Origin of the sequence: Simplicispira lacusdiani (assembly GCF_003604195.1) — a bacterium.
Lineage (GTDB): Bacteria > Pseudomonadota > Gammaproteobacteria > Burkholderiales > Burkholderiaceae_C > Simplicispira > Simplicispira lacusdiani.
Genome location: NZ_QXGR01000014.1, coordinates 18,812 through 34,361, shown reverse-complemented (window position 1 = coordinate 34,361; position 15,550 = coordinate 18,812). Strand labels below are relative to the sequence as shown.

Annotated in this window: 11 protein-coding genes; 2 read left to right on the top strand and 9 right to left on the bottom strand. The window is 69.7% G+C overall.

The window, feature by feature from the left end; all coding sequences use genetic code 11:
- Positions 1–22 precede the first annotated feature (22 nt).
- Positions 23–1,591 (bottom strand): alkyl hydroperoxide reductase subunit F, encoded by a 1,569-nt coding sequence (gene ahpF / locus D8S75_RS16135; protein ID WP_119967388.1) that lies wholly within the window; start codon positions 1,589–1,591, stop codon positions 23–25.
- A 99-nt stretch (positions 1,592–1,690) separates the two neighbouring features.
- Positions 1,691–2,254, bottom strand: coding sequence for an alkyl hydroperoxide reductase subunit C (gene ahpC, locus D8S75_RS16130; protein ID WP_119967386.1), 564 nt, complete (start codon positions 2,252–2,254; stop codon positions 1,691–1,693).
- 168 nt (positions 2,255–2,422) lie between these two features.
- On the opposite strand from ahpC, the gene D8S75_RS16125 reads away from it, so the two are divergent.
- Positions 2,423–2,710 carry a VF530 family protein gene (locus D8S75_RS16125; protein ID WP_119967452.1) on the top strand — a complete coding sequence of 96 codons (288 nt, stop codon included), beginning with the start codon at positions 2,423–2,425 and terminating at the stop codon, positions 2,708–2,710.
- Positions 2,711–2,917: 207 nt separating this feature from the next.
- Here D8S75_RS16125 and D8S75_RS16120 read toward each other — a convergent pair whose 3' ends face one another.
- The 3 genes from D8S75_RS16120 to D8S75_RS16110 are packed head-to-tail and all read right to left on the bottom strand — an operon-like array spanning position 2,918 to position 7,871.
- The gene (locus tag D8S75_RS16120) at positions 2,918–3,877 is read right to left on the bottom strand and encodes an alpha-E domain-containing protein (protein WP_119967384.1); all 960 of its coding nucleotides are present in this window, start codon (positions 3,875–3,877) and stop codon (positions 2,918–2,920) included.
- Positions 3,871–5,334 carry a circularly permuted type 2 ATP-grasp protein gene (locus D8S75_RS16115; RefSeq protein ID WP_119967382.1) on the bottom strand — a complete coding sequence of 488 codons (1,464 nt, stop codon included), beginning with the start codon at positions 5,332–5,334 and terminating at the stop codon, positions 3,871–3,873. The genes D8S75_RS16120 and D8S75_RS16115 overlap by 7 nt, the downstream gene beginning before the upstream one ends.
- Before the next feature lie 56 nt (positions 5,335–5,390).
- Positions 5,391–7,871 carry a DNA internalization-related competence protein ComEC/Rec2 gene (locus D8S75_RS16110; RefSeq protein WP_119967381.1) on the bottom strand — a complete coding sequence of 827 codons (2,481 nt, stop codon included), beginning with the start codon at positions 7,869–7,871 and terminating at the stop codon, positions 5,391–5,393.
- Positions 7,872–8,013: 142 nt separating this feature from the next.
- Between D8S75_RS16110 and D8S75_RS16105 the strand changes: the two genes are divergently transcribed.
- Positions 8,014–8,472, top strand: a complete 459-nt coding sequence (locus D8S75_RS16105; RefSeq protein ID WP_119967380.1) for a RidA family protein — start codon at positions 8,014–8,016, stop codon at positions 8,470–8,472.
- 29 nt (positions 8,473–8,501) lie between these two features.
- Here D8S75_RS16105 and D8S75_RS16100 read toward each other — a convergent pair whose 3' ends face one another.
- The 4 genes from D8S75_RS16100 to D8S75_RS16085 all read right to left on the bottom strand — a co-directional run bounded on the left by D8S75_RS16100 (position 8,502) and on the right by D8S75_RS16085 (position 15,548).
- Positions 8,502–10,274, bottom strand: a complete 1,773-nt coding sequence (locus D8S75_RS16100; protein ID WP_119967379.1) for a methyl-accepting chemotaxis protein — start codon at positions 10,272–10,274, stop codon at positions 8,502–8,504.
- A gap of 192 nt (positions 10,275–10,466) precedes the next feature.
- On the bottom strand, positions 10,467–12,230 hold the full coding sequence (locus tag D8S75_RS16095; RefSeq protein ID WP_119967378.1) for a methyl-accepting chemotaxis protein: 1,764 nt from the start codon (positions 12,228–12,230) through the stop codon (positions 10,467–10,469).
- A gap of 166 nt (positions 12,231–12,396) precedes the next feature.
- On the bottom strand, positions 12,397–14,751 hold the full coding sequence (parC, locus tag D8S75_RS16090) for a DNA topoisomerase IV subunit A (RefSeq protein ID WP_119967377.1): 2,355 nt from the start codon (positions 14,749–14,751) through the stop codon (positions 12,397–12,399).
- The gene (locus tag D8S75_RS16085; protein WP_119967376.1) at positions 14,748–15,548 is read right to left on the bottom strand and encodes a lytic transglycosylase domain-containing protein; all 801 of its coding nucleotides are present in this window, start codon (positions 15,546–15,548) and stop codon (positions 14,748–14,750) included. Before D8S75_RS16085 ends, parC begins: the two co-directional genes overlap by 4 nt.
- Positions 15,549–15,550: the final 2 nt, after the last annotated feature.

The window sequence follows — 15,550 nt, the reverse complement described above, 5'->3', positions numbered from 1 at the left end:
AGATCCCGATTTGGCTTGAAATTCACGCCGGCGCCGTCGTCCGAATGAGATGGTCGAACGCGCTCAGCGCGGCCGTGGCGCCCGCGCCGGCGGCGATGACGATCTGCTTGTAGGGCACCGTGGTGCAGTCGCCGGCAGCGAACACGCCGGGCACGCTGGTGTGGCCCTTGGCGTCGATGATGATTTCGCCGAACTTCGACAGCTCCACCGTGCCCTTGAGCCAGTCGGTGTTGGGCAGCAGGCCGATCTGCACGAAGATCCCTTCGAGCGCGATCTGCTGCACGCCGCCGCCCACGCGGTCCTTGTAGGTGATGCCGGTGACCTTGTGGCCGTCGCCGTTGACCTCGGTGGTCTGGGCGTTGAGGATGACCTGAACGTTGGGCAGGCTCTTGAGCTTGCGCTGCAGCACGGCATCGGCCTTCAGCTCCGGCGCGAATTCGAGCACCGTCACATGCGCCACCACGCCCGCCAGGTCGATGGCGGCCTCGATGCCGGAGTTGCCGCCGCCGATCACGGCCACGCGCTTGCCCTTGAACAGCGGGCCGTCGCAGTGCGGGCAGTAGGTCACGCCCTTGGTGCGGTACTGCTCCTCGCCGGGCACGTTCATGTTGCGCCAGCGCGCGCCGGTGGACAGGATCACGGTCTTGCCGCGCAGCGTGGCGCCGCTCTCCAGCTCGACCTCGATCAGGCCGCCTTCGGTAGCGGCGGGCTTGAGCGCCTTGGCGCGCTGCAGGTTCATGATGTCGACCTCGTAGTCGCGCACATGGCGCTCCAGCGCGGCGGCGAACTGCGGGCCTTCGGTCTTGCTGATGGAGATGTAGTTCTCGATGTCCACGGTGTCGAGCACCTGACCACCAAAGCGCTCGGCCGCCACGCCGGTGCGGATGCCCTTGCGCGCTGCGTACACGGCGGCAGCCGCGCCTGCGGGGCCACCACCGACGATGAGCACGTCGAATGCTTCCTTGGCGTTGAGCTTGGCGGCGTCCTTGGCGGCGGCGCCCTTGTCGATCTTGCCGACGATCTCGGCCAGCTCCATGCGGCCCTGGGCGAAGCGCTCGCCATTGAGGAACACGGTGGGCACGCCCATGATTTCGCGTGCCTCGATCTCGTTCTGGAACAGGCCGCCGTCGATGGCGGTGTGGGTGATGCGCGGGTTGAGCGCGCTCATGAGGTTGAGCGCCTGCACCACGTCGGGGCAGTTGTGGCAGCTCAGGGAGTAGTAGGTCTCGAAGTGGTAATCGCCGTCCAGCTCGCGGATCTGCTGCAGCAGATCGGCCGCTTCCTTGGAGGGGTGGCCGCCCACGTGCAGCAGCGCCAGCACGAGGGAGGTGAATTCATGGCCCAGAGGCACGCCGGCGAAGCGCACGCCGCTGTCCGTGCCGGGGTTGGTGATGAGGAACGAGGGCTTGCGCGCCTGTGCGTCATCGCGCTCAACCACGGTGATCTTGTCCGACTGAGCGCGGATGTCTTCCAGCAGTTCGCGCAGCTCGTTCGACGTGGCGCTGCCATCCAGCGTGGCCACCAGTTCCACCGGGCGCTGCAAGCGCTCCAGGTAGGCTTTCAACTGGGTCTTGAGGGTGTCGTCGAGCATGGCAAAACTCCTGAAATTCGATTTATGGGCGTAAAAAAGCCCGGGCGCCAGGCACCCGGGCGTCTTTGTGGTCAGTGCGACTGACGGGGTGGCGATGCCTTAGATCTTGCCGACCAGGTCGAGCGAGGGAGCGATGGTCTTGGCACCTTCGTTCCACTTGGCGGGGCACACTTCGCCAGGATGCGCTGCCGTGTACTGGGCTGCCTTGAGCTTGCGCAGGGTTTCCTTCACATCGCGGGCGATTTCGTTGGAATGGATTTCCAGGGTCTTGATCGTCAGCTCGGGGTTGATGATGAAGGTGCCGCGCAGTGCCAGGCCTTCCTCGGGGATGTGCACACCAAAGGCATTGGTCAGCTGGTGCGTGGGGTCACCCACCAGCGGGAACTTGGCCTTGCCCACGGCGGGCGAGGTTTCATGCCAGACCTTGTGCGAGAAGTGGGTGTCGGTGGTGACGATGTACACCTCGGCACCCGCCTTCTGGAACTCGGCGTAGTGCTCGGCGGCGTCTTCCACTTCGGTGGGGCAGTTGAAGGTGAAAGCGGCGGGCATGAAGATCAGCACGGACCACTTGCCCTTGAGGGATTGTTCCGTGACTTCGATGAACTTGCCGTTGTGGAAAGCCTGGGTCTTGAAGGGCTGGACTTGGGTGTTGATCAGGGACATGGCTCTTACCTTTCGTTGGTTGGTGTGGACACAGAACGAAGTATGGGCATTCCATTGAAATCAATCCAATCAATTGATTACATCGATGTAATTTGTTTTATCTATTATGCGAACACCAAAACCCCCTCGGAAACAGGTGGCCCACCCCGGCACGCTATGCTGCCGGGCATGAACCCCGACGAGCAAGCCCCCGCCGCCCCCTCCACCGCGCCACGGGCACAGCCGCGCAACCCCCTGCACGGCGTCACGCTCGAAGCCATGGTGGTGGCGCTGCAGGCGCACTACGGCTGGCAGGAGCTGGGCCGGCTGGTGCCGGTGCGCTGCTTCCAGAGCGACCCCAGCGTGTCGTCCAGCCTCAAGTTCTTGCGCAAGACGCCCTGGGCGCGCGAGAAGGTGGAGAGCCTCTACCTGTTCATGCTGCGCGAGCAGCGGCGCAACGCCCCGGGCGGGCGTTGAGAGGCTGAGCCGCCGGCCCAGCCCGCGTTCACCCCGTATCAGTTTTCATGGTGCAGCAGCACCCGCGACCCATGACACGGGCGCGGCCCAGGCCAGGGCAGCCAAGCAAGGGCCGCCCCGCAGCAAGGGCTGCGTCCCCCTGCCCGCATTGCGCAGCAATGCGAGAGCGGGGGGAAGCGACGAAGTCGCTCAGGGGGGTGTTTCGCTTCAGTGCGAGGGCGCGACAAGGAAGTCGCGCCCGATGCCCGCGCCCAGGTCGTTCACGCGGTCCAGGAACTGCGTGAGGAAGGCGTGCAGGCCGGTCGCCAAAATCTCGTCGATGCGGCCGTACTGCAGGTCGGCCAGCAGGCGGCCGGCGCGGCGCTCGGTTTCGGCCGAGTGGCCGTTGGAGACCAGGGCCAGGTTGTCCACCACCTCGCGCAGGCTGGCATGCAGCGAGCGCGGCATGTCGCGGCGCAGGATCAGCAGGTCGGCCACGCGCTCGGGCGTGATCACGTCACGGTAGACCTTGCGGTACACCTCGAAGGCCGAAACGCTGCGCAGGATGGCGCTCCAGTGGTAGAAGTCGGCCTCGGGCTCGCGGCCGGTGACGACGCCGTGGAAATCGCTCTCCACGGCGTGGAACTTCACATCGAGCAGGCGCGCGGTGTTGTCGGCCCGTTCCAGGAAGGTGCCCAGGCGCAGGAAGTGGAAGGCCTCGTCCTGCAGCATGGTGCCCAGCGTGACGCCACGCGAGAGGTGCGAGCGGTACTTCACCCACTCGAAGAACTGGCCCGGGTCGCGCTCGAAGGCCCCGCCTTCGAGCAGGCGGTGCAGCTCCAGCCAGGTCTGGTTCTGCGTCTCCCACACCTCGGTGGTGAGCGCGCCGCGCACCGCGCGGGCGTTCTCGCGCGCACCGCGCAGGCACGACAGGATGGACGAGGGGTTGTTGCCGTCGCGCACCATGAAGTCCAGCACCCCCTCGCGCGTGACGGCGCCGTGGCGCGCCGTGTAGGCGGGGATCAGTTCGCTGATCGACAGCAGGCCCAGCCAGCCCTCCTGCGCCTTGGCGGTGGACTGGGGCAGGAGGGAAGTCTCGTAGCCTACGTTCAACATCCGGGCGGTGTTTTCTGCCCGCTCTGTGTATCTCGACATCCAGAACAGATGATCGGCGGTGCGGCTCAGCATGGCGTGCTCCCTTCTTCCTGCAGCACCCAGGTGTCCTTGGTGCCGCCTCCCTGCGATGAATTGACGACGAGCGATCCCTCCTTGAGCGCCACGCGCGTGAGGCCGCCGGCCACCATCTGCACCTTCTGGCCCGAGAGCACGAAGGGCCGCAGGTCGATGTGGCGGGGCGCCAGGCCGCTCTCCACGAAGGTGGGGCAGCTCGACAGGCTCAGCGTGGGCTGGGCGATGTAGCGCGCCGGGTCGGCGATGAGGGCGCGGCGGAAGTCCTCGATCTCGGCCTGCGTGGCCGCCGGGCCGATCAGCATGCCGTAGCCGCCCGCGCCATGCACCTCCTTGACCACGAGGTCCTTCAGGTTCGCCAGCACATGCCGCAGGTCGTCCGGCTTGCGGCACAGCCAGGTGGGCACGTTCTGCAGGATGGGCTCCTCGCCCAGGTAGAAGCGGATCATCTCCGGCACGTAGGGGTAGACCGATTTGTCGTCGGCCACGCCCGTGCCCACGGCGTTGCAGATGGCCACGTTGCCCTTGCGGTAGGCCTCCATGAGGCCGGGACAGCCCAGCGTGGAGGTGGGGCGGAACACCTGCGGGTCGAGGAAGTCGTCGTCCACGCGGCGGTAGATCACGTGCACGCGCTGCAGGCCGCGCGTGGTGCGCATGTAGACGAAGCCATCACGCACCACCAGGTCCTGCCCCTCGACCAGCTCCACGCCCATCTGCTGCGCGAGGAAGGCGTGCTCGAAGTAGGCGCTGTTGTACATGCCGGGCGTGAGCACCACCACCGTGGGCGTGGCCACGCCGGCCGGGGCGCTGGCGCGCAGGGTGTCGAGCAGCAGGTCGGGGTAGTGCGCCACGGGCGCCACCTGGTGCATGCTGAACAGCTCGGGGAAAAGGCGCATCATCATGCGGCGGTTCTCCAGCATGTAGCTCACGCCGCTGGGCACGCGCAGGTTGTCTTCCAGCACGTAGTACACGCCCTCGCCCTGCGCGTTGGCGGCGCGCACGATGTCGATGCCGGCGATATGCGCATAGATGTCGCGCGGCACCTTCACGCCCGCCATCTCGGGGCGGTACTGGGCATTGCCCTGCACCAGGTCGACCGGGACGATGCCGGCGCGCAGGATGTCCTGGCCGTGGTAGACGTCGTGGATGAAGCGGTTGAGCGCCGTCACGCGCTGCACCAGCCCGCGCTCCATGGTGGCCCATTCCCGCGCCGGGATGATGCGCGGCACCAGGTCGAAGGGAATCAGGCGCTCGTTGCCCGCGCCGCCCTCGTCCTTGTCGCCATAGACGGCGAAGGTGATGCCCACGCGCCGGAAAATCATCTCGGCCTCGGCGCGGCGCGCCTCCATGGTGGCCGGTGCCTGGCGCGCCAGCCAATGGCCGTAGCGCTTGTAATGCTCGCGCACATCGCTGCCGTCGAACGGCAGCATGGCGTACATCTCGTCGAATTTCTGCATCTCGGGCCTCCTGGGCTCAGGATAGCAAGTTGCGCGCCAGTGCGGCCGCAAAAACCTCACCGTTCAGGAAGCTGGTGCGCCCAGTAGCGCGGGTGGTCGTCGCGCTCGCAGCGCACCTGCCGTGGCTGCGCGGACGACCAGCGGGCCGCGCCACAGCGCGCGGACTCCACCACGGCGATGCCACGCCCGTCCAGGCGGGCCAGCACCTCGGGCGCCGGGTGGCCAAAGCGACTGCGGTAGGCCGCCTGCACCAGTGCGGTGCGCGGCCGCACGGCATCGAGAAAGGGCTCGCTCGACGAGGTCTTGCTGCCATGGTGCGGCAGCAGCAGCACATCGGCCGCCAGCGGCGCGGCGCGCGCCACCAGGGCCTGCTCCTGCGCGGCCTCGATGTCGCCCGGCAGCAGCGCCGCCGTGCCGTCCGCCGCCACCACGCGCAGCACGCAGCTCAGGGTGTTGTCGCGCACCGGGCGCGCGGCCTCGTCGGTATCGGCTGGCAAAGGGTGCAGCACCTCGAAGGCCACGCCATCCCACTGCCAGCGCTGGCCCGCCAGGCAGGGCTGCGCCGCGCCCAGCCGCTGCAAGGCGGGGTCGCCCGCGATGGAGCCGGTCAGCAAGGCCTCGGGGTAGAGCGCGCGCACGGCGGCGGCGCCGCCGGTATGGTCGCTGTCGCGGTGGCTCAGCATCAGCACGTCCAACGGCTCGCCCAGGGCACGCAGCAGCGGCACCAGCACGCGCGCGCCCGCGTCGCTGACCCGGCTGTAACGCGGGCCGGCGTCGTAGAGCAAGGTGCGCTCGGCCGTGCGCACCAGCACGGCGTTGCCCTGCCCCACGTCGGCAGCGAGCAGCTCGAACTGGCCCGGCGCAGGACGCGGCGCCTGCCACAGCAGCACGGGCAGCAGCAGCGGCAGGCCCAGCAGCCGCACCCGCCAGGGCCAGCGCAGGGCCAGCAGCACGCCCCCGGCCAGGCCCGCCACACCGGCCCACAACGGCGCGGCGGGCGCCGACACCAAGGCCCAGGGCAGCGCGGCCAGCCCTTCCAGCAGCAGCGCCAGCATCTGCACGCCCCAGCCCGCGGCCTGCCACAGCGGCGCCCACAGCACGCCAGCGAAGGCCAGCGGCGTCACCACCAGCGTCACCCAGGGAATCGCCGCCAGATTGGCCAGCAGGCCCACCAGTGATACCTGGCCGAACAGCAGCAGGCCCAGCGGCGCCAGCGCCAGCGTGAGCACCCACTGCTCGCGCAATATTGAAGAAAATCGGCTTCCAACGCCTGTGGAAAGGGCGCCATAAGCTCCTGAATCGCTAGCAAAAAGCACCGCCACGGCGACAAAGCTGAGCCAGAAACCCGGCTGCAGCAGCGCCCACGGGTCGGGCACCACCACCACCGCGCAGGCCAGCAGCCACACCTGCGGCCAGGGCCAGCGCCGCCCGGCCAGGCGCAGCAACGCCACGGTGGCCAGCATCAGCACCGTGCGCCGTGCCGGCACACCCCAACCGCTGAACAGCGCATACAGCGCGGCCAGCAGCACGCCGCACACCAGGGCCGCCGAGGGCGCGGGCAACGCCAGGCACAGGCGCCGCGATCGGCGCCAGAGCTGCCGCGCCACGGCGGCGGCGAGCCAGGCGAACAAGGTGATGTGCAGGCCCGAGATGCTCATGAGGTGGGCCACGCCGGTGGCGCGGAACACCTCCCAGTCGGCACGGTCGATGGCGCGCTGGTCGCCCGTGACCAGGGCCGCCACCACGCCCGCGCGGCGCGCGGCGGCGGCGTCCGTGGCATCGGGCGCCAGGTGGCCGATGATGGCGTCGCGCACCGCCTGGCGCGCGCGCTCCACGGGGTAGCGCCAGGTGGCCTCGATGCGCCGGGGCGGCGCGTCGCGCGGCCCGGCGCGCACATAGCCCGTGGCCTGCACGCCCTGCTCCCACAGCCACAGCTCGTAGTCAAAGCCATGCGGGTTGCGCGCGCCATGCGGCGCCTTGAGCCGCACCACCATGCGCCAGCGCTCGCCCGCGCGCAGCAGCAAGGGCTGGCGCTGCCATTGCGCGGTGCCCGGTTCCTCCGCGTGCAGGCCGTGGTACCAGCCCAGGTCGATCAGCGCGGGCAGGCGCACGGGCGTGCCGCCCCGCGAGGCCGACTCCACCGCCAGCCGCAGGCGCAAGCCCGCCTCGATGGGCTGGGGCATGGCCGCCACGACGCCCGTGACCTGAATATCCTGCCCCTCCAGCGCCGGGTCGAGCGCCTGCGCCTGTTGGTGCGCGGCGCGCAGCCCGGTCAGCGCGAACACCGCCAGCGCTGCGGCCACGGCCACGGCAGCGCCGCGCGATCCCGGCCGCCCGGCGCGCGCCGCGCCCCAGGCCAGCGCCCCGGCCAGCAGGCACAGCGCGGCATAGACCGCCCAGGGCCAAAGCACCGGCTGCCGCAGTTGCAGGGCGGCACCGGCCAGGGCGCCGAGCAGCGCGCCCTGCCACCATGCCTTGGGCCACGCGGCCACCGGCCCCGTGCGGGACGCGGAAGGGGAAGCGGGGGGCACGGCCATCGGCGCATGCTAAGGCAAGCTGAAAACCGCCCAGCGCGCCGTCTGTGTAACATGCGAACCCTTGGCCGGCATGCCGCTACCGGCGGCATGGCGGAGCGCCCCGCTCCTTCCGCGCCGGTACTCCGTTTTCACAAGGAACACCATGAGCGTTTACGACAAGCTTTCCGCCCTCAACATCACCCTGCCGCCCGTCGCCGTGCCGGCCGCCGCCTACGTGCCCTTCGTGCAGACCGGCAACCTCGTGTTCCTGAGCGGCCACATCGCGCGCAAGGATGGCAAGCCCTGGGCCGCGCAGTTTGGCCGCGACATCAGCACCGAAGAGGGCAAGCTGGCCGCCCGCGCCGTGGCCATCGACCTCATGGGCACGCTGCAGGCGGCCTGCGGCGGCGACCTGAACCGCGTCAAGCGCATCGTCAAGGTGATGAGCCTGGTGAACTCCACGGGCGACTTCACCGAGCAGCACCTCGTGACCAATGGCGCCAGCGAGCTGCTCGGCGAAGTGTTCGGCGAAGCCGGCGTGCATGCGCGCAGCGCCTTCGGCGTGGCGCAGATCCCCCTGGGCGCCTGCGTGGAAATCGAACTGATCGCCGAACTGGCCTGATCCCTGCGCCGCCCTCGCGGGCGGCGCGGTCAGAAGGATTCCCAGTCGTCCTCGCCGCCCACGCGCGGCGCGGCGGCCAGCGTCTTGGCCGGCGCGGCCGGCTTGGTGGGCGCGGCCGCGACGGACTGGGCCAGACGCGCAGGCGCCTGGGCTGGCACACGCACCGCCGGCTTGGCGGGCGGCGCGGCCTTGCGCACCGGGGCTGGCACGGTGGCCTCGGCACGGTAGGCCACGGGCGCGGCCAGGGCCATGCCGCTGGTGTCCACCTTGAACACCGACACGGCCTGCGCCAGCTGCCCGGCCTGTTCGCGCAGGCTTTGCGCGGCGGCCGTGCTCTGCTCCACCAGCGCGGCGTTCTGCTGCGTCATCTGGTCGAGCTGCACCACGGACTGGTTCACCTGGGCGATGCCCGCGCTCTGCTCGGTGCTCGCGGCCGTGACCTCGCCGATCATGTCGGTCACGCGCTGCACCGATTGCACGATGTCCTGCATCGTGGCCCCGGCGTCCTGCACCAGGCGCGAACCCGCTTCCACGCGCTCGACCGAGGCGCCGATGAGCTGCTTGATCTCCTTGGCCGCCTCGGCGCTGCGCCCGGCCAGGCTGCGCACCTCGCTGGCCACCACGGCGAAGCCCCGGCCCTGCTCGCCCGCGCGCGCCGCTTCCACCGCCGCATTGAGTGCCAGGATGTTGGTCTGGAACGCGATGCCGTCGATCACGCCAATGATGTCGGCGATCTTCTGGCTGCTCTGGTGGATATCCTCCATGGTGGAGACCACCTCTTTCACCACGTCGCCGCCCCGGCGCGCCACGCCCGAGGCGCCGGCCGCCAGGGTGCTGGCCTGCTGGGCACTGGCCGCGCTTTGCTGGATGGTGCTGGTGAACTGGTCCATCGCCGCCGCGGTCTGCTGCAGGTTGCTGGAGGTCTGCTCGGTGCGCGCCGACAGGTCGTGGTTGCCCGCCGCGATCTGCGCGCTGGCCGTGGCGATGCTGTCGGTGCTCTGGCGCACCTGGTGCACCATCCGGCCCAGCGAGTCGCTCATGGCATTGAGCGAACGCAGCAAGTCCCCGAATTCGTCGCCGCGCGTGGAACTCTCCCGTGCGCTGAGGTCGCCGCCCGCGATGCGGTCGGCCAGGCCGCGCGCCCGGGCCAGGGGTTGCTGGATGTCGCGGATCAGGAAATATGCTCCCACGCAGACAGCCAGCAGCACCAGGCTGGCAAAACCGCCCGCGATCTGCACCGTGCGCACGCGCTCGCCGCCCAGCGCGATCTGGCGCTCGCGCGCATAGTTCTGCTGCATGGCCACGAACTCCTGCAGGATCTGCAGGTAGGCGGCGGCGGCCGGGTTGTAGGTCTGGCGCAGGAAGGTCTTGGCCTCGGCGGCGCTGCCCTGCTCGGCCAGGGTGCTGGCCTGCTGGCGCATTTGCTGCAGGGCGGTGCGGGCCGCGGCGATCCTGGCGATCTGCGCCTTGTCCTCGTCCCGCAGGGGCAGGGCCTGGAGCGTGTCCTGCGCCTCGCCGATCTTGGCGGACGTCCGGGCGATCATGCCCTTGAGTTCGGCGCGGGTGTCCGGATCGTCGCCCAGCACCAGGGCCTGAGTGCGCGCCGTGTTGGTTTCGGTCAGGCCCATCCAGCGCTGCGCCGCCTCGACGCGGGTATTGAGTTCCTGGAGCACCAGGTTGGCCTCGGCCTGGGTGCGGGCCGAGCGGTAGCCCGCCGAACCCACGACCGCCAGCATCATGATGACAATCCAGGCCACGGCGCCCCAGAGCTTGGTGGCCGTGCGCATATTCTGAAACCGCATGTCTCCTCCCTTGTGGTGCGGCCCGCGTGCATGGGAGCCGCTACTGCTGATACGTCACGAAACGTAATTTACTGTGCGGCCTTTCCCACTTTTTAGGCAGGGATGACTACTTTGCGGCCCACACCGTGCCTCCAGGGAAAACCACGAGGCCCCGGACGGGCCTGGGATGGAGCAGCGCAGGCGAGAACAGGCTCAGAAGCTTTCCCAGTCGCCCTCGTCGGCCGCCGCCTTGGGCGGCGTGGCGATGCGCGGCGCCGCAGGCGCCGGCTTGGGCGGGGGCACGGGGGCCGGCCTGGATGCCGGGGCACCCTTCCCCGCCACGGCGCGCGGCTTGGGGGGCGGCGCCACCGGCGCGGCCGTGGGCCGGGGCGGTGCCACCGGACGGGGCTGGTGGGCCACCTGTGCCGCGATGCCACCCGCCACCTTGAACACCGACACCGCCTGCGCCAGCTGCTGCGCCTGCTCGCGCAGGCTCTGCGCGGCGGCCGTGCTCTGTTCCACCAGCGCGGCGTTCTGCTGCGTCATCTGGTCCAGTTGCCCCACGGCCTGGTTCACCTGGGCGATGCCGGAGCTTTGCTCTGTCGAGGCAGCGGTGATCTCGCCGATCATGTCGGTCACGCGCTGCACCGATTGCACGATGTCCTGCATGGTGCTGCCCGCCTGTTGCACCAGGCCCGAACCGGCCTCGACCCTTTCGACCGAGACGCCGATGAGTTGCTTGATCTCCTTGGCGGCCTCGGCGCTGCGCCCGGCCAGGCTGCGCACCTCGGAGGCCACCACGGCGAAGCCCCGGCCCTGCTCGCCCGCGCGCGCCGCCTCCACGGCGGCGTTCAGCGCCAGGATGTTGGTCTGGAAGGCGATGCCGTCGATCACGCCGATGATGTCGGCGATCTTGCGGCTGCTCTGCTGGATCTCCTCCATGGTGGAAACCACCTGCGAGACCACCTCGCCCCCCTTGCGCGCCACGCTGGCCGCTCCATGGGCCAGGCCGCTGGCCTGCTGGGCGCTGGAGGCGCTTTGCTGGATGGTGCTGGTGAACTGCTCCATGGCGGCCGCGGTCTCCTGCAGGTTGCTGGAGGTCTGTTCGGTACGGGCCGACAGGTCGTGGTTGCCTTGGGCGATCTCGGTGCTGGCGATGGCGATGCTGTCGGTGCTTTGGCGCACCTGGTGCACCATGCGCCCCAGGCTTTCGCTCATGGCATACAGGGCACGCAGCAGGTCGCCGAACTCGTCGGCGCGGTTCACGTCCTCGCGCGCGCTGAGGTCTCCCGCTGCGATGTGCTCGGCCAGTGACTGCGCCTGCGCCAGCGGGTGCTGGATGCTGCGGATCAGAAAGGACGCTCCCACGCCAATGCCCAGCAGCACCAGGGCGACCATCCCACCGGCGAGCTGCACGGTGCGCATGCGGTCCGCGCCCAACTCGGCCTGGCGCTGCACCGAGTATTTCTGCTGCAGGTCCACGAAATCGCGCAGTGCCTGCAGGTACGCCGCCACGGCCGGGTTGTAGGACTGCTTGACCAGGACAATGGCCTCGTCGTTCCGGCCTTCGCCCTTGAGCTGGGAGGCCTTCTTGCGCAGGTCCAGCATCGCGCTGCGCGCGGCAGCGATCTTGGCCATCTGGGCCTTGTCGGCCTCGGTCAGGGACATGGATTCCAGCGACTTCTGCACCTGGCTGATCTGCGCCGAGGTGGCGGCGATCACCTCCTTGAATTCGGCCTCGACCGCCGGGTCGCTGCTCACGATCATGGCCTGGGTACGGGCGGCGTTGGTCTCGGTCAGCCCCTGCCATTTCAGCGCCGACTCGACACGGGTGGCCAGCTCGCGGGTGACGGCATCGGCCTGGGCCTGGGATTTGGACGAACGGTAGGCCGCGAAGCCCACCACCGACACCAGCAGGACGATGATGGCAAGCACCGCCAGCCACAGCTTGTGGCCCATGCGCAGTTTGGTGGTCATGTGGTTCTCCAGTGGGGCAGACGCGCATCGGTTCGTTGCCGGGCGCGGTTGGTGGCAACAAAGTGTACGCCGATCAATGCGCCCCGCCAGCCCCCCGCCTCGCGCACGACGGCCTCGGGGGACCATGGGGCCCCGAGCGGATTCCACGGCCGCGCGCGGCCCGGCTTTACTCCACGCGCGTCACGGCCGCCGGCTTGAAGCCCAGGTCCGCCGCCTTGCCCTTGCGTCCGCGCGCGGCGCGGGCGTTGTTCAGCGAGCGGATTTCCAGCTGCTCCTCGCGCGGCTTGCCGCCGCGCCCCACCCCCTCGATGCGGATGCTGCGCGTGTAGGCCGCGGCGCCGGCGAGCTGGTCCTTGGCCTCCAGGTCGATCAGCATCAGGCCGCGCCCGCCTTTTTCCAGGGCCTTGAGTTCGCCGATCTCGAAGGTGAGGATGCGCCCGCCCGCCGAGGCACAGGCCACGTGCGTGGCCGGCGCCAGCGGCTGGCTGCCGCTCGTGTGCGCGGCGTGCGAGGGCGCGCACACCGTCTCGCCCTCGCCCACGGTGATGAAGGCCTTGCCGCCGCGCTGGCGCGAGACCATGTTTTCCACCGTGGCCAGGAAGCCGTAGCCCCCCGTGCTGGCCAGCAGCAGCTGGGCCGTGGACGGGCCTGCGAAGTAGTGGGCGATGGCGCTGCCGGGCTCCAGGTCGATCAGCGTGGTGACGGGCTGGCCGTCGCCGCGCGCGCCCGGAAGCTGGGCCACCGGCACCGAATAGACGCGGCCGTTGTGGCCGAACACCAGGAGCTGGTCCACCGAGCGGCATTCGAAGGTGCCATACAGCCCGTCGCCCGCCTTGAAGGCGAAGCTCGCCGCCTCGTGGCCGTGGCCGGTGCGCGCGCGCACCCAGCCCTTCTGCGACACCACCACGGTGACCGGCTCGTCCACCACCTTCACCTCGACCACGGCCTTCTTCTCAGCCTGGATCAGGGTGCGGCGCGCATCGGCAAACTGCTTGGCGTCCTGCTCGATTTCCTTCACCATCAGGCGGCGCAGCGCCGCCGGGCTGCCGAGGATTTCTTCGAGCTTGCCCTGGCTCTCGCGCAGTTCCTTCAGCTCCTGCTCGATCTTGATAGCTTCGAGGCGCGCGAGCTGGCGCAGGCGGATTTCCAGGATGTCCTCGGCCTGCCGGTCGCTCAAGGCAAAGCGCGCGATCAACGCGGCCTTGGGCTCGTCCGACTGGCGGATGATGGCGATCACCTCGTCGATGTTGAGCAGCACCATCTGCCGCCCTTCGAGAATGTGGATGCGGTCCAGCACCTTGTCCAGGCGGTGCTGGCTGCGCCGCGTGATGGTGGCCTGGCGGAACGCGATCCACTCCTCCAGCATCTGGCGCAGCGATTTCTGCACCGGCTTGCCGTCGATGCCCACCATGGTGAGGTTGATGGGCGCCGAGGTCTCCAGGCTGGTGTGCGCCAGCAGGGTGGTGGTCAGCTCCTGCTGCGGCACCTTGCCGGTCTTGGGCTCGAACACCAGGCGCACGGGCGCGTCCTTGCTCGATTCGTCGCGCACGCCGTCGAGCACGGCCAGCATGCTGGCCTTGAGCTGGTTCTGCTCCTGCGTCAGTGCCTTCTTGCCGGCCTTGACCTTGGGGTTGGTGATTTCCTCGATCTCTTCGAGCACCTTCTGGCTGCTCACGCCCGGCGGCAGCTCGGTCACCACCATCTGCCACTGGCCGCGCGCCAGGTCCTCGATCTTCCAGCGCGCGCGCACCTTGAGGCTGCCACGCCCGGTGCGGTAGGCGTCCTGGATGTCGGCGGCCGTGCTGATGATCTGGCCGCCGCCCGGGTAGTCGGGCCCCGGGATCAGCATCTGCAGGTCGGCATCGGGCAGTTGCGGGTTCTTCACCAGGGCCACGCAGGCGCCGGCCACCTCGCGCAGGTTGTGGCTGGGGATTTCGGTGGCCAGGCCCACGGCGATGCCGCTGGCGCCGTTGAGCAGCGCGAACGGCAGGCGCGCGGGCAGCTGGCGCGGCTCCTGCGTGCTGCCGTCGTAATTGGGCATGAAATCGACCGTGCCCTCGCCGATCTCGTCGAGCAGCAGGCTGGTGATCTTGGCCAGGCGCGCCTCGGTGTAGCGCATGGCGGCGGCGCCGTCGCCGTCGCGGCTGCCGAAGTTGCCCTGGCCGTCGATCAACGGATAGCGCTGCGCGAAATCCTGCGCCAGGCGCACCAGCGCGTCGTAGGCCGACTGGTCGCCGTGCGGGTGGAAGCGGCCGAGCACGTCGCCCACCACGCGGGCGCTCTTGACCGGCTTGGCCGCCACGTTGCGGTTGGGGCCGCTGTAGCCCAGGCCCATCTGGTCCATGGCGTACAGGATGCGGCGCTGCACGGGCTTGAGGCCGTCGCACACATCGGGCAGCGCGCGGCCCTTGACGACCGACAGCGCGTATTCAAGGTAGGCCCGCTGGGCATAGCCCGCCAGGCCCAGGGTGTCGTCCCCTTCGCCGGAGGTCGTGAAATCGAGGGTGGGTTGGTCGCTCATTCGTTGGCTTCGGTTGCAATCGGGTTCGGGGTCTGCGCCACGCGCACGGGCGGCAGAGGGCCCCGGGGGTGGGCACCGCGCTGCGCCAGCACGGGCGCGGGCGGCTTGAGCTGGGCCCGCAGGGCCAGCACGGTGCGCACGTAGTTCTGGGTTTCCTTGATGGGCGGAATCTGCCGGCCGGCGCGCTGCACGGCGCCCTCGCCCGCGTTGTAGGCGGCCAGCGCCAGGTCGGTACGACCCGGGTACTGGTCGATCAGGTGGCGCAGGTAGCGCGCGCCGGCCTGCACGTTCACGGCCGGGTCGGCCAGCTTCTGCTCCAGCGTGCGCCCGGCATCGGCCACCACGCCGAAGCGGCTGGCCGTGGCGGGCATGAGCTGCATCAGGCCGATGGCGCCCCGGGGCGAGACAGCGGCCGCGTCGAAGCCCGATTCGGCGGCGATCAGCGCCTGGAGCAGCTCGTATTCGACGCCATGGCGGCGCGCGGCGGCGCGCAGGTGGTGGCGCACGCGCTGGTAGTCGGGCGAGATCTCGAAGAAGGCCAGCAGGCGCGCGCTGGCGGCCGGCAGCGCGAACGGCAGGGCGGCCTGCCCGGCGGGCGCGCCCGATGGCGCATCCAGGCCGTTGCCCCGGAAGAACAGCTGGTAGCGCGCGTCCGTCTGTTCGGCGGCAAAATGCGCCACGCCGCGTTCGTCCACGTAGGCCCAGAGGTCGGCGCGCGCGATTTGCTGCGAAAACAATAGCACGCAGGGCACGGCCAGCAAGCGCAGCAGGCCGAAAACCTTGCAAACCATTGGCATGG

Excerpts from the sequence above, each read along its gene's own strand:
- ahpF (WP_119967388.1), bottom strand. The coding sequence starts at position 1,591 with ATGCTCGACGACACCCTCAAGACCCAGTTGAAAGCCTACCTGGAGCGC.
- ahpC (WP_119967386.1), bottom strand. The coding sequence starts at position 2,254 with ATGTCCCTGATCAACACCCAAGTCCAGCCCTTCAAGACCCAGGCTTTC.
- D8S75_RS16125 (WP_119967452.1), top strand. The coding sequence starts at position 2,423 with ATGAACCCCGACGAGCAAGCCCCCGCCGCCCCCTCCACCGCGCCACGG.
- D8S75_RS16120 (WP_119967384.1), bottom strand. The coding sequence starts at position 3,877 with ATGCTGAGCCGCACCGCCGATCATCTGTTCTGGATGTCGAGATACACA.
- D8S75_RS16115 (WP_119967382.1), bottom strand. The coding sequence starts at position 5,334 with ATGCAGAAATTCGACGAGATGTACGCCATGCTGCCGTTCGACGGCAGC.
- D8S75_RS16110 (WP_119967381.1), bottom strand. The coding sequence starts at position 7,871 with ATGGCCGTGCCCCCCGCTTCCCCTTCCGCGTCCCGCACGGGGCCGGTG.
- D8S75_RS16105 (WP_119967380.1), top strand. The coding sequence starts at position 8,014 with ATGAGCGTTTACGACAAGCTTTCCGCCCTCAACATCACCCTGCCGCCC.
- D8S75_RS16100 (WP_119967379.1), bottom strand. The coding sequence starts at position 10,274 with ATGCGGTTTCAGAATATGCGCACGGCCACCAAGCTCTGGGGCGCCGTG.
- D8S75_RS16095 (WP_119967378.1), bottom strand. The coding sequence starts at position 12,230 with ATGACCACCAAACTGCGCATGGGCCACAAGCTGTGGCTGGCGGTGCTT.
- parC (WP_119967377.1), bottom strand. The coding sequence starts at position 14,751 with ATGAGCGACCAACCCACCCTCGATTTCACGACCTCCGGCGAAGGGGAC.
- D8S75_RS16085 (WP_119967376.1), bottom strand. The coding sequence starts at position 15,548 with ATGCCAATGGTTTGCAAGGTTTTCGGCCTGCTGCGCTTGCTGGCCGTG.